General features: G+C 43.8%; 12 protein-coding genes and 6 tRNA genes. 7 read left to right on the top strand and 11 right to left on the bottom strand.

What is annotated here, in order from left to right:
- Window positions 1-45: 45 nt before the first annotated feature.
- Window positions 46-1,038: an LLM class flavin-dependent oxidoreductase gene (locus R7E38_RS06765; protein WP_226083035.1), complete on the top strand. Its 993-nt coding sequence runs from the start codon at window positions 46-48 to the stop codon at window positions 1,036-1,038.
- Between the two features lie 5 nt (window positions 1,039-1,043).
- Here R7E38_RS06765 and R7E38_RS06770 read toward each other — a convergent pair.
- Both R7E38_RS06770 and R7E38_RS06775 read right to left on the bottom strand, forming a co-directional pair.
- Window positions 1,044-1,117 (bottom strand) — tRNA-Cys (locus tag R7E38_RS06770).
- A 36-nt stretch (window positions 1,118-1,153) separates the two neighbouring features.
- Window positions 1,154-1,240, bottom strand: a tRNA-Leu gene (locus R7E38_RS06775).
- A 301-nt stretch (window positions 1,241-1,541) separates the two neighbouring features.
- Here R7E38_RS06775 and R7E38_RS06780 point away from each other — a divergent pair.
- Window positions 1,542-2,471, top strand: a complete 930-nt coding sequence (locus tag R7E38_RS06780) for a CHAD domain-containing protein (RefSeq protein WP_025767733.1) — start codon at window positions 1,542-1,544, stop codon at window positions 2,469-2,471.
- A 69-nt stretch (window positions 2,472-2,540) separates the two neighbouring features.
- Window positions 2,541-3,329 carry a lipase family protein gene (locus R7E38_RS06785; protein WP_005375991.1) on the top strand — a complete coding sequence of 263 codons (789 nt, stop codon included), beginning with the start codon at window positions 2,541-2,543 and terminating at the stop codon, window positions 3,327-3,329.
- Window positions 3,330-3,403: 74 nt separating this feature from the next.
- Here R7E38_RS06785 and R7E38_RS06790 read toward each other — a convergent pair whose 3' ends face one another.
- The 4 genes from R7E38_RS06790 to R7E38_RS06805 all read right to left on the bottom strand — a co-directional run bounded on the left by R7E38_RS06790 (window position 3,404) and on the right by R7E38_RS06805 (window position 5,816).
- Window positions 3,404-3,658: a hypothetical protein gene (locus R7E38_RS06790; RefSeq protein ID WP_005375990.1), complete on the bottom strand. Its 255-nt coding sequence runs from the start codon at window positions 3,656-3,658 to the stop codon at window positions 3,404-3,406.
- A gap of 130 nt (window positions 3,659-3,788) precedes the next feature.
- Window positions 3,789-5,312: an alpha-amylase gene (amyS, locus tag R7E38_RS06795; protein ID WP_047101041.1), complete on the bottom strand. Its 1,524-nt coding sequence runs from the start codon at window positions 5,310-5,312 to the stop codon at window positions 3,789-3,791.
- 307 nt (window positions 5,313-5,619) lie between these two features.
- Window positions 5,620-5,693: transfer RNA gene (locus R7E38_RS06800), tRNA-Cys, on the bottom strand.
- Between the two features lie 36 nt (window positions 5,694-5,729).
- Window positions 5,730-5,816 (bottom strand) — tRNA-Leu (locus R7E38_RS06805).
- 550 nt (window positions 5,817-6,366) lie between these two features.
- Here R7E38_RS06805 and R7E38_RS06810 point away from each other — a divergent pair.
- The 4 genes from R7E38_RS06810 (at window position 6,367) to R7E38_RS06825 (ending at window position 10,777) form a co-directional block, all read left to right on the top strand.
- Entirely contained in the window at window positions 6,367-7,998 is a 1,632-nt protein-coding gene (locus R7E38_RS06810; protein ID WP_258483480.1) for a methyl-accepting chemotaxis protein, read from the top strand.
- A gap of 201 nt (window positions 7,999-8,199) precedes the next feature.
- Window positions 8,200-9,429, top strand: a complete 1,230-nt coding sequence (gene alr, locus R7E38_RS06815) for an alanine racemase (RefSeq protein ID WP_158155191.1) — start codon at window positions 8,200-8,202, stop codon at window positions 9,427-9,429.
- A 311-nt stretch (window positions 9,430-9,740) separates the two neighbouring features.
- Complete coding sequence (locus R7E38_RS06820) at window positions 9,741-10,472, top strand: AzlC family ABC transporter permease (RefSeq protein WP_318081711.1); 732 nt, start codon at window positions 9,741-9,743, stop codon at window positions 10,470-10,472.
- Entirely contained in the window at window positions 10,469-10,777 is a 309-nt protein-coding gene (locus tag R7E38_RS06825) for an AzlD family protein (protein ID WP_005375985.1), read from the top strand. The genes R7E38_RS06820 and R7E38_RS06825 overlap by 4 nt, the downstream gene beginning before the upstream one ends.
- A 140-nt stretch (window positions 10,778-10,917) precedes the next feature.
- Here R7E38_RS06825 and dld read toward each other — a convergent pair whose 3' ends face one another.
- From dld to viaA, 5 genes are all read right to left on the bottom strand, one after another.
- The gene (gene dld, locus R7E38_RS06830) at window positions 10,918-12,624 is read right to left on the bottom strand and encodes a D-lactate dehydrogenase (protein ID WP_053303669.1); all 1,707 of its coding nucleotides are present in this window, start codon (window positions 12,622-12,624) and stop codon (window positions 10,918-10,920) included.
- Window positions 12,625-13,006: 382 nt separating this feature from the next.
- Window positions 13,007-13,909: a LysR family transcriptional regulator gene (locus R7E38_RS06835; RefSeq protein WP_170890077.1), complete on the bottom strand. Its 903-nt coding sequence runs from the start codon at window positions 13,907-13,909 to the stop codon at window positions 13,007-13,009.
- A gap of 239 nt (window positions 13,910-14,148) precedes the next feature.
- Window positions 14,149-14,224: transfer RNA gene (locus R7E38_RS06840), tRNA-Gly, on the bottom strand.
- Window positions 14,225-14,261: 37 nt separating this feature from the next.
- Window positions 14,262-14,335, bottom strand: a tRNA-Cys gene (locus R7E38_RS06845).
- Window positions 14,336-14,540: 205 nt separating this feature from the next.
- Window positions 14,541-15,995, bottom strand: a complete 1,455-nt coding sequence (gene viaA / locus R7E38_RS06850; protein ID WP_171344053.1) for an ATPase RavA stimulator ViaA — start codon at window positions 15,993-15,995, stop codon at window positions 14,541-14,543.
- Window positions 15,996-15,997: the final 2 nt, after the last annotated feature.

Here is a 15,997-nt window from a genome sequence, read left to right on the forward strand (position 1 = left end):
CCACCATATGATAGTTAAGATTCATTAACAGGCTATAACTATCCTATGTCTTTTCCTCGTTTATCTGTTCTGGATTTGGCACCCGTGTCCGACGGAACAAACTTCACCGAAACGTTCGAACGCTCCGTTGAATTAGCTCAATCAATCGAGTCCTGGGGCTATCATCGGTTTTGGATGGCTGAACACCATAACATGCCCGATATCGCCAGTGCCGCAACCAGTGTATTACTCAGTCATATTGGAGCGCACACGAACTCGATCCGTTTAGGTTCAGGTGGAATCATGTTACCTAACCATGCACCACTAGTAATTGCAGAGCAATTCGGAACGTTAGAGGCATTATACCCTGGTCGCATTGACCTCGGGTTAGGACGCGCACCAGGCACCGACTACCAAACAATGCATGCATTAAGGCGGGAACCAGAGCATATGGATCCTGACTTTGAAGAGCTGTTGGAGGAACTTAATTTCTTTCTTGGTCCCGTATCTCGAAATCAACCAGTCGCGGCTTATCCAGGTAACAACACATCTCTGCCGATTTGGCTTCTGGGGTCGAGTACATACAGCGCACGTTTAGCAGCTAAGAGAGGCTTACCTTTCGCATTTGCTGCACACTTTGCTCCAGATGCAATGTCTCGTGCTCTAAACTTTTATCGAGATGAGTTTGTCCCATCCGAGCATTTAGCTCAACCCTATGTGATGATTTGTGCCAACGTTATCGTAGCGGATACTCAGTCACATGCAGATTTTCTCGCGACAACAGAGAAGCAAAAATTCTTAAAAATGATTCGCGGCAATCGCGAAAAACTTCGCGCACCAGTGAAAAGTATGGCACCACTATGGTCAACACAGGAAAAGCTTCACGTTGAAACTCAATTACGTGAATCTATCCATGGTGATCAAACATATGTAAGACAGGAAATTGAGAAACTTTTGGAACGCACTGGGGCAGATGAAATTATGGTAAACACGATGGTGTTTGAACAATCTGAGAAGTTGAGATCCTACAGGTTACTATCGGAACTCATGGACAAGTAAAAGAATGGAGGCGCCTCCCGGAGTCGAACCGAGGTCCACGGATTTGCAATCCGCTGCATAGCCACTCTGCCAAGGCGCCTTTCTGATTTTGTATCTCTGTCACCAAAGATTTTGATGGTGCCCCGGGCCGGACTTGAACCGGCACAGCGCGAACGCCGAGGGATTTTAAATCCCTTGTGTCTACCAATTCCACCACCAGGGCAACGCAATCATGCGATGGGTTAGACACCATCTATCTCGCGACCTTTGCCGTGAGAACGAGGCGTACTTTAACGGATTAATTTATCTGGTCAACAAAAAATTAGTCTTTTTTATTCAAATGGTTAAAAAGACGACTCTAACGAACAAAGGGCGATCATTTTGCTTATTTGATCATCAATACGCTTTGCTTTCGTGCCTTTTGACCTTCTCATTTTATATCAATGAAGAGCCAACAAATCGCGCAAGTTAACAGTATGGGTATAAACTTAACGTGTATTTCAGAGAACAAAATAGCGCTCATCATGTTTCGAAAACCATCATTTCACTTACCCTTACATGCCGACTCCGAACTCGACTTCGTAGTACCCCACTTCTTCCTTACTGAATTTGATTATGCACGCTCTCTGGAGCAGGGAGTCATCGACGACTTGGATCCTGAATATACACACCAATATCGCGTCACACTGAGGCGCATACGCTCACTATGCTCACTACTTCGCGAACTGATCCCTCCTTTTGAACAGCGTATTTTGAAACCTCATTTAAGAATAATGATGAAGAAAACAAACAAGCTGCGTGATTTGGACGTATTTATCTTGGACAAAAACCAATACATTGAAATGCTCCCAAATCACAAATCGTCTCTTGAGCAACTTTTTTGCTTTATAGAATCTGAACGTGCTTACGAACAAGCAAAAGTTACGCGTTGGCTAGCTACACAAGAATACACAACGCACTGCACTTTGATCAGGAATAGTATGTTGCGAAGTACGCAACACGAACCAGTGGATAGCAACGTACCTGCGTTACTTTTCGCAAGCCAAAAAATCTCCGTTCAATTTAAAAAAGTTGATAAAGCACGACGCAAAATCTCGGACAAAAGTCGTGACAGCGTGATTCATTCGATGCGGATAAAGTGCAAAGCGCTTCGTTATTTGTTAGAAGGATTTTCCACGCTCTATCCTTCCCAACAGCACAAAAACAACGTGAAACAACTAAAACTATTGCAAGACAAGCTCGGTGACTTTAACGACACTTCAAGTCAAATTGAATTTTTCGCACAACTCAAAGAAACAGCAAATCTCAATAAACAAGATCGTAAGGCTTTGAAAAAGCTAATTAACGTACTTAGCGAACATCATGAACTCTCTCGCCAAACCATCTTGACGCATTTAAGCCAGTTTGAGTCTTTCATTCGCGATTCCAATACACAAAATCTCTACCGACCCTAAATCAAGGTTCACGTATTCTTAATATTCATTAATTACAGTCAATCGTTGGGCTCCACTAAGAAAGATAACGTGAAACCATTAAAACGATACCAATACGAGCGCTATGCGGTGCTTTGTAATCTCGCCTACCCTCGCGTCTTCAGACAAACTCAATATGGATTCGATCCTAATGGGCAACGAGTCATTAGAAATGAACACGGTAAGATTATGATTCGCGTGCTCTGGAGTAAAAAACAGAGTGAAGTGGTCGTAGTGATTAAAGGCTCACACAGTATCAGTGATTGGTTGTTGAACTTCGCGATGTGGACGAGAAGTTGTCGAAGGTTGGGACTAAACTATCGCATTCACGCGGGTTTCTATCATCTGTTGTTCCAAGAAAGTTTACCGAGCCGGAATGAAGATCGGTTAGGGTTGACCGTGATCGAACGCCTCGAAGGTATCGTTGTACCACTTATTCTCAGGGGAAAAAGAATCACTATTACTGGCCACTCTTCAGGTGGCGCGATTGGCAGTGTTTTTGCTGACTATATTGAGAAAAAATACCCCAAAAGCATTAAACGCGTGGTCACTTTCGGACAGCCCGCTGTCGGAGATTGGACGTTTAAGAAACGCTACCGTTTGGGGCACAAAACATACAGGATTTGTTGCGACATCGACATCGTGACCTTTATGCCGCCCGTACCTTTTTTGTATTGGCATGTAGGCAAAATGCTATGGTTATATAACGGGAGAATATACGAGAACACCCCAACGCTCATACGGCTTGGGCGCTCCTTATTTAGTTGGTTAATGCGACCGTTCTCTTATCACTTTATGAGTAAATACATTCGCGACAAAGACTTTTTTGATGAACGCTGAGTTAAACATCCGAAAGGTATGACGTACAGACACCAAAAAGCCGGACTTCGCCGGCTTTACGATTAAGTGGTGATCTACAGAGAGGCGATTTCTTTTTCAAGTTGATATTTGTTATCTGTGACAATTCGCTCTAACACTTCAACACGTCGCTTCAAGTCACCAATTTGCTTGTTAAGGTTATCTTGTTCTTCTCGGCTCATCGTATTACGTTCAGATATCTCCAACGCTCTTACTTCTTTACGATGGTTCAAGATTAACTTTATTATCCCGCCCCCAAATATGGCACCGAACACAATAGCCACAACCAATACATCAGCAATAGATTCCATTCTTTATCTTCCTCTAGATTATGCTCAACTATAAGTTACTCATTTGTCGAATGAATATCAAATAACACATTGATTCATTGAAGAGTTTTATCAAGAATTGCCTACTCTGTATCAAAATCACAGGAATGGATTATTCAACGCCAACCCAAACCGAGACAGATCCGCCGTTTACTGGGAACTCAGCCCAACCATTCGCATCAGTCCAAACTTCTTCAGTTCGGATACCCAACTTGTCTACGTAGCGAGCACTTGGTTTACCCGTATACATCCACTTCGAGCCGCCAGGTCCATCACTCATGATCACGGCCATTGAATGTGGATGCTTTGCATCACCTTCTCGAGTCCAACCAATTACATCCCAGTGGTCGAGATAAGAATGTTGTTTGCCATACGCATAATCTTTACGCAGTGTTACTAGCTCTTCAATGTAAGGCACTTTGACCATATTGATGTCATGTCCTTTATCACTGTACTGCGCGCCGTAGTAATCTGCATAAAACACGGATGGATAACCTTCTTCACGCAATAAGATAAACGCGTAAGCGAGCGGCTTAAACCACCAATCAACCGTCGACTCCAAAGCCTGCAAAGGTTGAGTGTCATGGTTTTCTACTAAGGTTACCGCTTTGACTGAATTGTCCTTCATCAGCGTACCATCCATGATTTGACGCATATCGTAGCTACCACCCGATTTAGAAGCATTGTAGAAGTTCATGTGTAACGGTGCATCGAATAGAGACATGCTGCCAGAAGTTTTGGTGATAAAGTTATGCAGCTGATTCACATCGTAGTTCCAGTACTCTCCGACCGTGAATAGTTCTTTCCCTGTTGTCCAACGTAGGTGATCAATCCATTCTTGCAGGTATTGATATTTGATGTGCTTCACCGCGTCCATTCTAAACCCATCCACACCCGTCATGTTGATATACCACTCGCCCCAGTCTTTCAGCTCTTGCTTCACTTCAGGGTGATCCATGTCTAGATCAGCGTACATAAGGTAATCGTAGTTGCCTTTTTCCGAGCTAACTTCCCAATCCCATGCCTTACCCTCACCTTTGAATTTGAAGATAGCTTTTTCTTCGCCAGCATCGTCCCAGTCCACGCCATCAAAGTGGTACCACGTCCAATGAAAGTTTGAGTACTTGTCGTTGCGCCCAGGGAAATCAAACTCTACCCACGCTTCAATCCATTTATCACCAAGTTCAATATTTCGGTTGTTCCAATCTACTCGCTTGGTATCAACCCAAGACTTTCCATCCGCACCACCGCGATGGTTGAACACCACATCGCCATAAATCTGGATATTGTTTTTATGGGCAGCATTGATGGCGCTTAGGTACTGATCTTTGGTGCCATACTTGGTGCGCACCGAACCTTTTTGATCAAACTCTCCCAAATCGTACATATCATAAACGCCATAACCGACGTCGTTGCTACCACCAGCACCTTTATAGGCGGGTGGTAACCATAACGCAGTAAAGCCGTTATCAGATAGTGCCGACGCGTTGTTTTCAACTTGTGTCCAGAGTGCACCGTCATTTGGCACATACCAATGGAAATACTGCATCATGGTGCCATTTTGTGCCGCCATTACAGGCGAACTGAGCAGCAAAGTTAAGGGTAAAAGTGTAGGTTTAAGGTTGAATGTTTTCATTATTTTTCTCTCACGTTAAGGACTAGAATCCTCCTTTCTGCATATACGCACCAAGCGATACTAACTATGACGCTAGCTAGGTTGCTGCCTGTAATGCAAAAAGTTCGGATTACAATCGAAGAGAAACTATCACCAATCACACTATACAATTATTGAGTTGTCTAACATTTATAAAATCAATGATTAGCGCATTAAAAATATTGAATGGTGATCAAAACATGGGAGACTTTAGGAAAGCGCGAAGGGTTACGAAAAGGCGGACTAAAAACGAAAAAAGCCAGTCATTTAAGACTGGCTTTAGAAATAGTGGAGGCGCCTCCCGGAGTCGAACCGAGGTCCACGGATTTGCAATCCGCTGCATAGCCACTCTGCCAAGGCGCCTTTCTGATTTTGTATCTCTGTCACCAAAGATTTTGATGGTGCCCCGGGCCGGACTTGAACCGGCACAGCGCGAACGCCGAGGGATTTTAAATCCCTTGTGTCTACCAATTCCACCACCAGGGCAACGCAATCATGCGATGGGTTAGACACCATCTGTCTCATCGACCTTTGCCGTGAGAACGAGGCGTACTTTAACGGATTAATTTATCTGGTCAACAATAAATTTTATCTTTTTTATTTAAGTGCTTAAAAAGCGATCTGACTAGTACATTTGGCATTCAATTAGACCAATAAGCACCCGTTCCCTTTCATTAGCCCTGAAGTCATACGCATACTAGTGTCCGTAACTGCTTCGAGGTAAACACGCGACTATCACGTTATGAACGCTGATCTTTTCACCGCTGTAACATCTGTAACAATTTAATTCCCTACTCTTGGCACGATTGCGTACAGAACATCATATTTTGTTACTGATAACTTTATATCGAATGTGGTCGTACCTTTATAAAATCATTGACTTTTTTTATTTTCAAACAAAGCTCAATTCATTATCGAAAATATCAATAAATAATGGTACGTTACACGAGTTGCAGTAATTTAATGGACATATATCACATATAAGGATGTGGTTTACTTTGGCGACACAACATAAGAAAAACAAGGTATATCACTAATGTCTATCAAGAATCTTTCTATAGCGAAAAAGATATCGCTATCGTTTTTACTCATTGCCATCGTCAACATTGCATTTGGCGTGTTTTTATCTACAGAGCTCAAAAGCATCAAATCTGAGCTTTTAAACTATACCGATGATACGCTTCCTGCAATGGAAAGGGTCGATTCGATTCGAGATCATTTGTCTCGCTGGCGCCGAGCTCAATTTGCTGCGTACACTTATGAAGACGCAGACCAAGTCAAAACTAAAATTTCTAACAATATTAGAGAACGCGAAAAGATCACTAGAGAGCTCAACGCTTACGGTGAAACTATCTGGCCTGGCGAAGAGCAGCAAACTTACCAGCGTCTTATGCGTCAATGGAAAAAGTACTTGGTTACTATGGACCAGTACAATGAAGCGATGCTAGCTAACGACAAAAGCAAGGCCCACCCTATTTTGGCGAACTCTTTGTCTGCTTTCGAAGCGGTTGACTCAGAGTTAGGCGAACTAATCCGTCTCCTTAAAGAAGCTATGGACAGCAACAAAACTCACATCCTGTCCTCTGTAAATGGATTGAGTAATTCTTCAATTGCAAGTAACGTGATTATTCTACTGATCATGGTAGGCATGACATACGTGCTGACTCGCCTAATTTGTGGCCCACTTAAACTTGTTGTTGAGCAAGCAAATGCCATCGCAACAGGTGATCTATCAAGTGACATTGACCGTAAAGCAATCGGCAATGATGAGCTTGGTGAACTGGCAGACGCGACCACTAAGATGCAAGATGACTTACGCCAAGTTATCGATAACGTGATTGCTGCAGTTACTCAGTTAAGCAGCGCTGTCGAAGAGATGAACCAAATCTCCGATATTTCTGCGTCTGGTATGAAAGATCAACAGCTGCAAATTACGCACATCGCAACAGCAATGACAGAAATGAAAGCGGCCGTAGCCGATGTTGCTCGTAACACTGAAGACTCAGCGAACCAAGCTAACGAAGCAAACCGCCGCACACAACACGGTGTTCGTGAAACCCAAGGTATGGTTGACGCGATTCAAGAAGTTTCAAACGTAATTGGCGCTGCAGGCGATACCGTAGCTGAGCTTGAACAGCAATCGAATAAAATTAACGTGATCGTGGATGTTATCCGCGACATCGCCGATCAAACCAACCTACTTGCACTTAATGCAGCCATTGAAGCGGCGCGTGCTGGTGAGTCTGGTCGTGGCTTTGCCGTCGTTGCAGACGAAGTTCGAACTCTTGCCGGCCGTACGCAAGATTCAACGAGTGAAATCACTTCGATCATTGAGCAGCTACAATCACTTGCAAAAGACGCAAAATCAGCCACTGAACTTTCTAGAACCAGTATTTCAGAATGTGCAGAACAAGGCATTCAATCAAAACAGCTGATGAGCGACATTGAGCATTCGATTTCGGACATCTCAGACATGGGTACCCAAATCGCCACGGCTTGTAACCAGCAAGACTCTGTTGCAGAAGAGCTTAACCGCAGCATTGAAAACATACATTTGGCATCTCAAGAGGTCTCGCAAGGTTCGGAGCAAACCGCACAGGCGTGCCGCGAACTAAGCCAGCTATCCATTTCTCTTAAAGATGTAATGGGCCGCTTTAAACTGAGTTAAACTCAGTGGGTACCTTAGTAGATATCAAATCAATCCCGATTTGCTTAAATTGAATGTCATCACTGAGGTATATTTAGGTATATATTAAATCACTATCTTAATAAACGCTCCAAAGCACCACTTGGAGCGTTTTACTTCGTCAGGTACTTTCCCCAAGTACTCAATAACATAACCAATACAAAAAACGCGTACGGAGACTTTATGCGCTTAAATAAAACCTTACTATCACTGACTATCGCTGCTGCAATCGCGGTTCCTGTAATGCAAGCTACTGCTGCTCCTCTTCAAATTAGCAATACAGCAGCAAAAGCAGAGCAAGTTCAAGGTGCTAACGCTTGGCTAGAAATAAACTTAGGTCAGTTCCGTGATAATATTGAGCAGTTTAAATCGCACATGGATGGCAAAACGAAAATCTGCGCCGTGATGAAAGCCGACGCATACGGCAATGGTATCGCAGGCCTGATGCCGACTATTATCGAGCAACAAATTCCTTGCGTTGCCGTTGCAAGTAACGCCGAAGCACAAACTGTTCGCGACAGTGGCTTTAAAGGCCAACTTATGCGTGTACGCTCAGCGGATATTGGCGAGATTGAAGCCGCAATCGACCTAAATGTCGAAGAGTTGATAGGCACAGCAGAGCAAGCTAAAGCACTGTCTAAACTAGCCGAGAAATCTGGTAAAGAAATCAAAGTTCACCTTGCTCTGAACGACGGTGGTATGGGGCGTAATGGTGTTGATATGACGACAGAAGCGGGCAAGAAAGAAGCGCTAGAAATCGCTCAACAAGCTGGCGTTAGTATTGTTGGTATCATGACTCATTTCCCTAACTACAATGCAGACGACGTGCGCCAAAAGTTAGCTTCATTCAAAGACAGTTCTGCATGGCTGATTAAAGAAGCGAATCTAAAACGCGACAACATTTTACTGCACGTAGCTAACTCTTACACCGCGCTTAATGTTCCTGAGGCGCAGCTTGATATGGTTCGCCCTGGTGGCGTTTTATACGGAGACCTACCGACTAACCCTGAGTACCCTTCTATCGTGTCTTTCAAAACACGCGTGGCATCCGTTCACCACCTGCCAAAAAATAGCACAGTCGGTTACGACAGTAGCTACACAACAAGCAAAGAAAGCTTAATGGCGAACATTCCTGTTGGTTACTCTGATGGTTACCCACGAAAAATGGGGAATGCGGCAGAAGTTCTGATCAATGGCCAACGTGCAAAAGTTGCGGGCGTTGCTTCAATGAACACCACAATGGTAGATGTTACAGGTATCAAAGATGTTGAGCCTGGTTCTGAAGTTGTTTTGTTTGGCTCCCAACAAGGCAAAACGATTTCAGCTGCTGAGATGGAAAAACACGCAGAAGTCATCTTCCCTGAACTATACACGGTTTGGGGAAGCGCGAACCCTCGTGTCTACGTAAAATAAACCTATTCAGTTATTCGTAACAGAGCGAAAAAGCGAGCCTCGTGCTCGCTTTCTTTCTTATTTACTAATCTGTACTAGCTCGTGATGTTATCAATTAAACAGAGCTTACTATTTCTGTTGTTTTATTCTCCTTTAGCACTACCAAGCGCGACTCTCTACACTCTGTTTCTTAAAGCCGCTTGGATGGCTCAATTTTATATAGCACTTAGAGTTTGAAAGCCCCTCCAATTGATGTTAAACATGAAGTTTACAAAAGAATAACAAACACACTCGTATGGCACTGCCCCTTTGCCTGCTAGCTAGGTATCTCTATGACAGAAAATACTCAACATCTTCAACGCTCCTCCACTGAGTTGCACGAATTTAATCGGCTTGACGTCTGGAACGGCTTCACCCAACTTTTACCCCTCTCTATGTTCGTGGTCATATTTGGCCTCGCTTTCGGTGTTGCTGCGGTACAGACTGGACTAGATGTATTTCCCACTATGTTGATGAGCACACTGGTCTTCGCCGGTGCTTCACAATTTGCCACGTTAGAAATGTGGGGAGCGGAAGTCCCTTTCATTCCAGTACTTATTACTGTATTTGCGATTAATGCTCGTCACCTCTTGATGGGAGCCACACTTTATCCATGGTTACGACAACTCCCACCAACAAAACGTTACGGTGTAATGCTGGTAGCATCAGACGCTAACTGGGCAATGGCACTCAATGCATTTGGTAGAAAAGAACCAGGCTTTGGCTTGCTTGTTGGTGGCGGCTTAGCGATGTGGTCTTTTTGGATTGTGGGCACCTGGATCGGCATTTATTTTGGTAGCGCAATCAAAGATCCGGTGGGCCTCGGGCTCGATATGGTTATGGGATGCTTCCTGCTGTCTATGGTGGTGGTCGGGCCGAAAGACTTAAGAATCTTTGCGATTTGGGCCATAGCAGCAGCCTCTTCTATGTTGGCGTATTGGTATTTGCCAGAGAATAGCCACGTAGTGGTTGGCGCCATTACTGGCGGAGTATTGGGTGCTTGTTGGAAGGAGAAGAAAGCATGAACATCGAAACAACCATAGGTGGCACACTGCTTATCATCATCGCTATGGCGTTAGTCACGCTCATAACCCGCTGGGGCGGAGTGTATGTTATGTCATTCATTCCAATTAGCGAACGGGTTCAACGTTTCATTACTGCGATGTCAGGCTCCGTACTGGTTGCCCTTTTAGCTCCGCTAGCAGTAGAGGGTGATAATGGTGCTAGAGCAGCACTGTTTTCTACTGCTGTTGTCATGTTCATCGTGAAAAAGCCTCTACCAGCAATTGCAGCAGGCATCATCGCCGCCGCCGCGGTACGTGCTCTTTAGTCGCTGTTTCAACGCCGATACCAGTCATCAATAAAAGACCCAAAACACAAAGCCCTGATGTCACAAGTGTCATCAGGGCTTATCTTATGCTCATCATTTGAACGATGAACAACGATTATTAATCATAGTGAGACAGCACATTACGCACAGCAGTTACAATTGCGCTTATATTTGTCCATTTTACCAATACCAGGGTTAAAGGTATTGGTTGGGTCTAATTCGTGGTAAAACTTCTGCAACGAGTTTTCGGCTTCATACAAGTGACCCACATTATGTTCTGCTGGGTATTTGGCACCACGGCTATTGAGGTGCTCTAGCATCAGCTTTTTCATCAACTTCGTGTCAGTCCCTTTTTTGAAAATGTAATCTTGATGGAAGACGTAACACATAAAGTGACCATAATAGAGCGCTTGAACAAGGTTCTTACTCACCTCTTCAGGCAAAGTTTCTAGCCACTCTTCATCATTGCGTCGCAATGCGATATCAAGTGCAACGATGTCTTCTACGTCTTTTCGATGAATCGTCTCGTACCGAATTGCTGCACCAGCGGCTGCAAAGCGATGTAAATAAGCTTTTTTACCTTCTTCCGGCGTACACTCGAAGAAATCACAGTCGTCTTCAACAGCCCAAACTTCTTTGAGGTATTTTTGTGCTTCAGCAATACCACCATCACTCATTTTCAATACCAGGTGATGCTCATACTTGTCACGGAAATCCAGCATTCGCTCTGGTAAGTGTTGTGGGAACAACTTGCTCGCGTAGTACAAAATGGTGTCTGGCAGATATTTACTGACAAACGGGATGCGCTCTAAGAAGTTTTCTACCTTAGCTTTAAGTGCGAACATTTTTGGCAGCTTATCTGTGCCTAACAAGTCGATGGATAAGAACACATCCTTGCCGTACTTCTCTGCCATGTTGAAGATATCTCGATGCAAGTATTCTCCCATCTCAGGCAAGTTATCAAACGTAGATAAGAAGTCTTTTCGCAACTTCGTTAGTTTCGCAGGGTCATTGGTGCCAAGGTAAAAAACCTGCTCTTTTTCGGGTACTGGGTAGCTGTCAACCCGAACGGCAAAAACACCCAACTTGCCAGCGCAGCCACTAGCTTCAAATAATCGGCGTTCATCGGCATTAAAGCGAGAAGGAATGTCAGAAGTCACGTCTCGAACACGTTCATCGTATTCTTTGTCTGACGCCATTCGCTCATCATGAATGATCTTCGCTGGGTCAAAGTTCCCTTCTTGCAGGTTTGTTAGAATTTCTTCTGGCGTTTCACCTAATCCTTCAATACCAAGGTGGTTCACCAAATGTAACTGGCCTTGCTTATCCACCTGCGCATAGATCGCCAGTTCCGTATAAGCAGGACCACGCTTAACTAGCGCACCGCCTGAGTTATTGGCGATACCACCGACCACAGTGGCACCTAGCGATGAAGAGCCGATGATAGAATGCGGTGCTCGGTTCACTGCCTTCAACTCTTTCTCCAAAGAGTGTAAGCTCGCACCAGGCAAGCAAACCGCCTGCTTACCACCATCTAATAAGTGAATCTTCTTGATTTTGGTAATATTGACCACAACCACATCGCGATCATAATCATTACCACTCGGAGCCGAGCCCTCTGTTAAACCTGTTTTAGCCGCCTGCATGATAATGATGCAGTTTGCTTCAACACACTGTTTAATAATCTTCCATTGTTCTAGAAGAGTGTTAGGAAACACGATAGCAAGCGCATTACCACTACCCGAACGAAACCCCGAGCGGTAATATTTCGTTTTAACCTCGTCGGTTAGAACATTTTCTTCCCCAACGATGGTTTTAAATTCTTCAATCAGCTGCTTTTGTTTCATATCCGTATCTCTAGTTATTGTACTTCGCTCACAACACCGCTTAGCGGCAGGCATAGCGTTTGAGCCACTATAAGCAGTCCATTTCTCTGCGTCTATGTCAGACGGGCGAGCAATACGTAATCAATAAACAACAAACAAAATAATTCTTTATTTTTCTGTTACTTATCTTTCACATTTGAGAAATTTAACGTAAGAAACAGACCGTTTCTTAAAAGAAACAATAGCAAAACCATTTGTTAACAGTTGTACGAGGTATCTTGTTATCAATATTAGTGAAGAAAACGAGGAGAAGCGTAAGCTCCTAAATTTAAGAGGACTCTTAGAAATGAAGATGGAAACATAAGCTCAACACCAACATAACGATCGGTGTTGAGTTATTGGCTTAAAATCGATGGTTTTGACTTTGAAAGCTTGTGTATAGATGATCGATAAAGATCTTAATTTTTTCTGGTTGCTGACGAGTGTAAGGATACACCGCATAAATACCCAAACATTTGGCGGTTTCGTCTTTAAATAACTGAATCAGACTGCCTTGCTTTAAGTCTTCATAAACCAATACACGCGGTACATAGATGATTCCCTGCCCTAACAGCGCCACATTTCTCAATACAGAAGAATTGTTAGTACAGAGGTTACCGTCGACGGTGATTTGATATACCTCGTCTCCATCTTTAAACGCCCACTCATGCGCTCCGGTTTCTTGGTAGGAATAGACTAAACAATTGTGTTTAGCCAAGGCTTGAGGTTGTTTAGGTATGCCATGTTTAACTAGGTATTGGGGTGACGCGCAAATGATCCAATTTGCATCCACCAGCTTTCTTGCAATCAGACTAGAATCTGGCAACACACCCGTTCTAATTGCCAAATCAAAACGTTCATTCACGATATCGACGAAACGATTATCTAGATCCATATCGATATTGATGTCTGGGTATTTCTGATTAAATTCATTAATCACTTGAGGAAGAATTAATTCACCAGAGATAGTAGGCACCGAAATTTTAATGTTTCCAGATAAGTTTTTACCTAAACCCACAATGGATTCTTCCGCCGTTGCCACCGCTTGATAAACCGCTTTTGCATGAGTAAAAAACGCTCGTCCTGCTTCAGTCAACGTTAGCGTTCGCGTTGTTCGGTAGAGAAGCTGTACACCAAGCTCTTGTTCAAGCTTGGCAATCCGTTTACTGACGACCGATTTGGTCAGTGACATATGTCTCGCGGCAGCACTGAATGAACCTTGCTCGATCAAGTGATAAAAAATGATGTAATCGTCGGTATTTCTCATGCGTCTTCGTCAAATCCTTTGGAAGCCCGTATTGTAAACTGAAATTGGCTTAGGTGCGAAACATCGGGTCACACTTAATATCAGAAACTCGTGACAGAGATGGGGTTGCTAAGCTCACAGGTAATGAAAAAGAGATGGTGTGAATTTATCAGTCTTCAGATACAAAAAAACCAGCTTTCGCTGGTTTTAAGTTGATGCACTTGGCATCGAGATACCGCCATGGCCATATCTGAATAATTTGGAGCGACACACGAGGTTCGAACTCGTGACCTCAACCTTGGCAAGGTTGCGCTCTACCAACTGAGCTAGTGTCGCATTTATTCTCGAAAGCCATTCGCTCTCAAAAGAATAATGGAGGCGCCTCCCGGAGTCGAACCGAGGTCCACGGATTTGCAATCCGCTGCATAGCCACTCTGCCAAGGCGCCTTTTTTATTACGCTTCAGGGCTCTACCCCGTTGCGTTGGTGGCTACTTTACGGATTGAGAGAAGATAGTCAAACAAAAATATTTCATTTTCTGTTCGTTTGATTTCTTTTAAGTCAATTCGACCAAAGTTCGATCTTATTGGCTTAAAACGAAGCAATATAAATCTAGCTTTCAGTTCGTTTTGTCCCATGAAACATTAAGGCGTTTAATAGTTGCTGACCCTTTTTAGCAATCTTCCCACAACATTAGGGTGATAAGACCAAGTGTGATCAAACATCGACATTAATGCAGGGTTTCCGTATTTCGATAAGCTAATCGCGTGAAAACGGTTTTTCTTCGCTTTGAGCGCATCCACTTTGGCCAGTAACTCGTCTTGTTGTTTTGGCGCGATAAAGTCGGAAATGACTACCATGTCTGCGTTTTTATATTTATCACCGCTCATCAAGTCGATAGATTTAATCAAAGTTGGCTCTAAGTCTGTACCACCATGGAAGCTATAAGTTAGAAAGTCCGCCGCCTCGCGCAGACCATCTTGTTTGGTTAGTTCGTAGGTAATGTGTTCCGTAGAAAAAATAATGACATAGCAATCACGTTGCTCCGCTAGTGCGATTTGCATCAGAGCATAAGCCATGGCTTTGGCGCATTGCTCAGGAAAGCCACTCATGGAACCGGACGCGTCCACACAAACAATGAAGGGGCCTTTTTCGATATTTACCGCTTTATGGTCAGGTCGGTGAGCTTTAACTTTACGTAACGTGCGCGATTTGCCTTGTGTACGATAGTTCATGAGCCTTTTATCAACTAAGTGTTTATAGAATACAACTTCAAGTTCAGGATACGCCAAAAACATCGTTTCGTTGGGAAGTAGCTTATTTAGATCATCGCTTTCGTGAATACCAACAATATCATCCGTCGCCTCATCACTTTTCTCTTCGACCAATTGAAGTTCTTCAGTGGGCGCACGATTTAGTTCAGGATCATTTACTTGCCCCGCCATACGACCGAGTTGCTCCGCAATTTCTTGCAAGCCTTGGTGCTTCTTCAGAAACTCAGCATGGCGTTTCATCACCGTTAAGTCTGTTTTACTCAACTTGGCAGATGCCATATCCCACAGGCGCCCTACACTTTCAGCGTCACCCGACTCCGTGACTTTATCCATATTACGCATGGTTTCCATACGTTGATACAGGTCATTCAGCACCTTTTCTTTATTGGCTTCAAGCTCGCTTACTTGCGCTTGTTTTATAGCATCGGTGAGGCTTTTGTACCATTGATCACAAAAGTAATGAGGGAACATAGGGTTATTCATCCCTTTGTTCTTTTCCATCATTCGGCGAGCTTGCATGTAAAACGCAGAGTGCCATTCCAGCTTTTTAATCACATCTTCGATGTTTTCAAAAAACGCCTCTTCATCCCAATGAATAACCTCTTGATATAAAGACAGCTCTTGTTGGAAACGCTCTGTCTCACATACCTTGGTGATCCGTTTTTTGACGCTGCCTCGCCACTTTAACAAGTGACCTTTGACCGAAGATTTAACACCTCGGTTTTCTGCCATCATCATGACTTGTGAACGCGCCATCAAATCATTAACTGCGCTATCGATGATGCCAGAGTCGGCCACCATCAGCGCGAGGTTAAGTCCGTCTGCACCTAGCATGT

This window comes from Vibrio sp. Vb2131, assembly GCF_033338535.1.
GTDB classification, from domain to species: domain Bacteria; phylum Pseudomonadota; class Gammaproteobacteria; order Enterobacterales; family Vibrionaceae; genus Vibrio; species Vibrio alginolyticus.

What these genes read in the sequence shown, in the direction of transcription:
- viaA (WP_171344053.1), bottom strand. Translation starts at nt 15,995, where the DNA reads ATGCTAGGTGCAGACGGACTTAACCTCGCGCTGATGGTGGCCGACTCT.
- R7E38_RS06790 (WP_005375990.1), bottom strand. Translation starts at nt 3,658, where the DNA reads ATGGAATCTATTGCTGATGTATTGGTTGTGGCTATTGTGTTCGGTGCC.
- R7E38_RS06820 (WP_318081711.1), top strand. Translation starts at nt 9,741, where the DNA reads ATGACAGAAAATACTCAACATCTTCAACGCTCCTCCACTGAGTTGCAC.
- R7E38_RS06810 (WP_258483480.1), top strand. Translation starts at nt 6,367, where the DNA reads ATGTCTATCAAGAATCTTTCTATAGCGAAAAAGATATCGCTATCGTTT.
- R7E38_RS06835 (WP_170890077.1), bottom strand. Translation starts at nt 13,909, where the DNA reads ATGAGAAATACCGACGATTACATCATTTTTTATCACTTGATCGAGCAA.
- dld (WP_053303669.1), bottom strand. Translation starts at nt 12,624, where the DNA reads ATGAAACAAAAGCAGCTGATTGAAGAATTTAAAACCATCGTTGGGGAA.
- amyS (WP_047101041.1), bottom strand. Translation starts at nt 5,312, where the DNA reads ATGAAAACATTCAACCTTAAACCTACACTTTTACCCTTAACTTTGCTG.
- R7E38_RS06780 (WP_025767733.1), top strand. Translation starts at nt 1,542, where the DNA reads ATGTTTCGAAAACCATCATTTCACTTACCCTTACATGCCGACTCCGAA.
- R7E38_RS06765 (WP_226083035.1), top strand. Translation starts at nt 46, where the DNA reads ATGTCTTTTCCTCGTTTATCTGTTCTGGATTTGGCACCCGTGTCCGAC.
- alr (WP_158155191.1), top strand. Translation starts at nt 8,200, where the DNA reads ATGCGCTTAAATAAAACCTTACTATCACTGACTATCGCTGCTGCAATC.
- R7E38_RS06825 (WP_005375985.1), top strand. Translation starts at nt 10,469, where the DNA reads ATGAACATCGAAACAACCATAGGTGGCACACTGCTTATCATCATCGCT.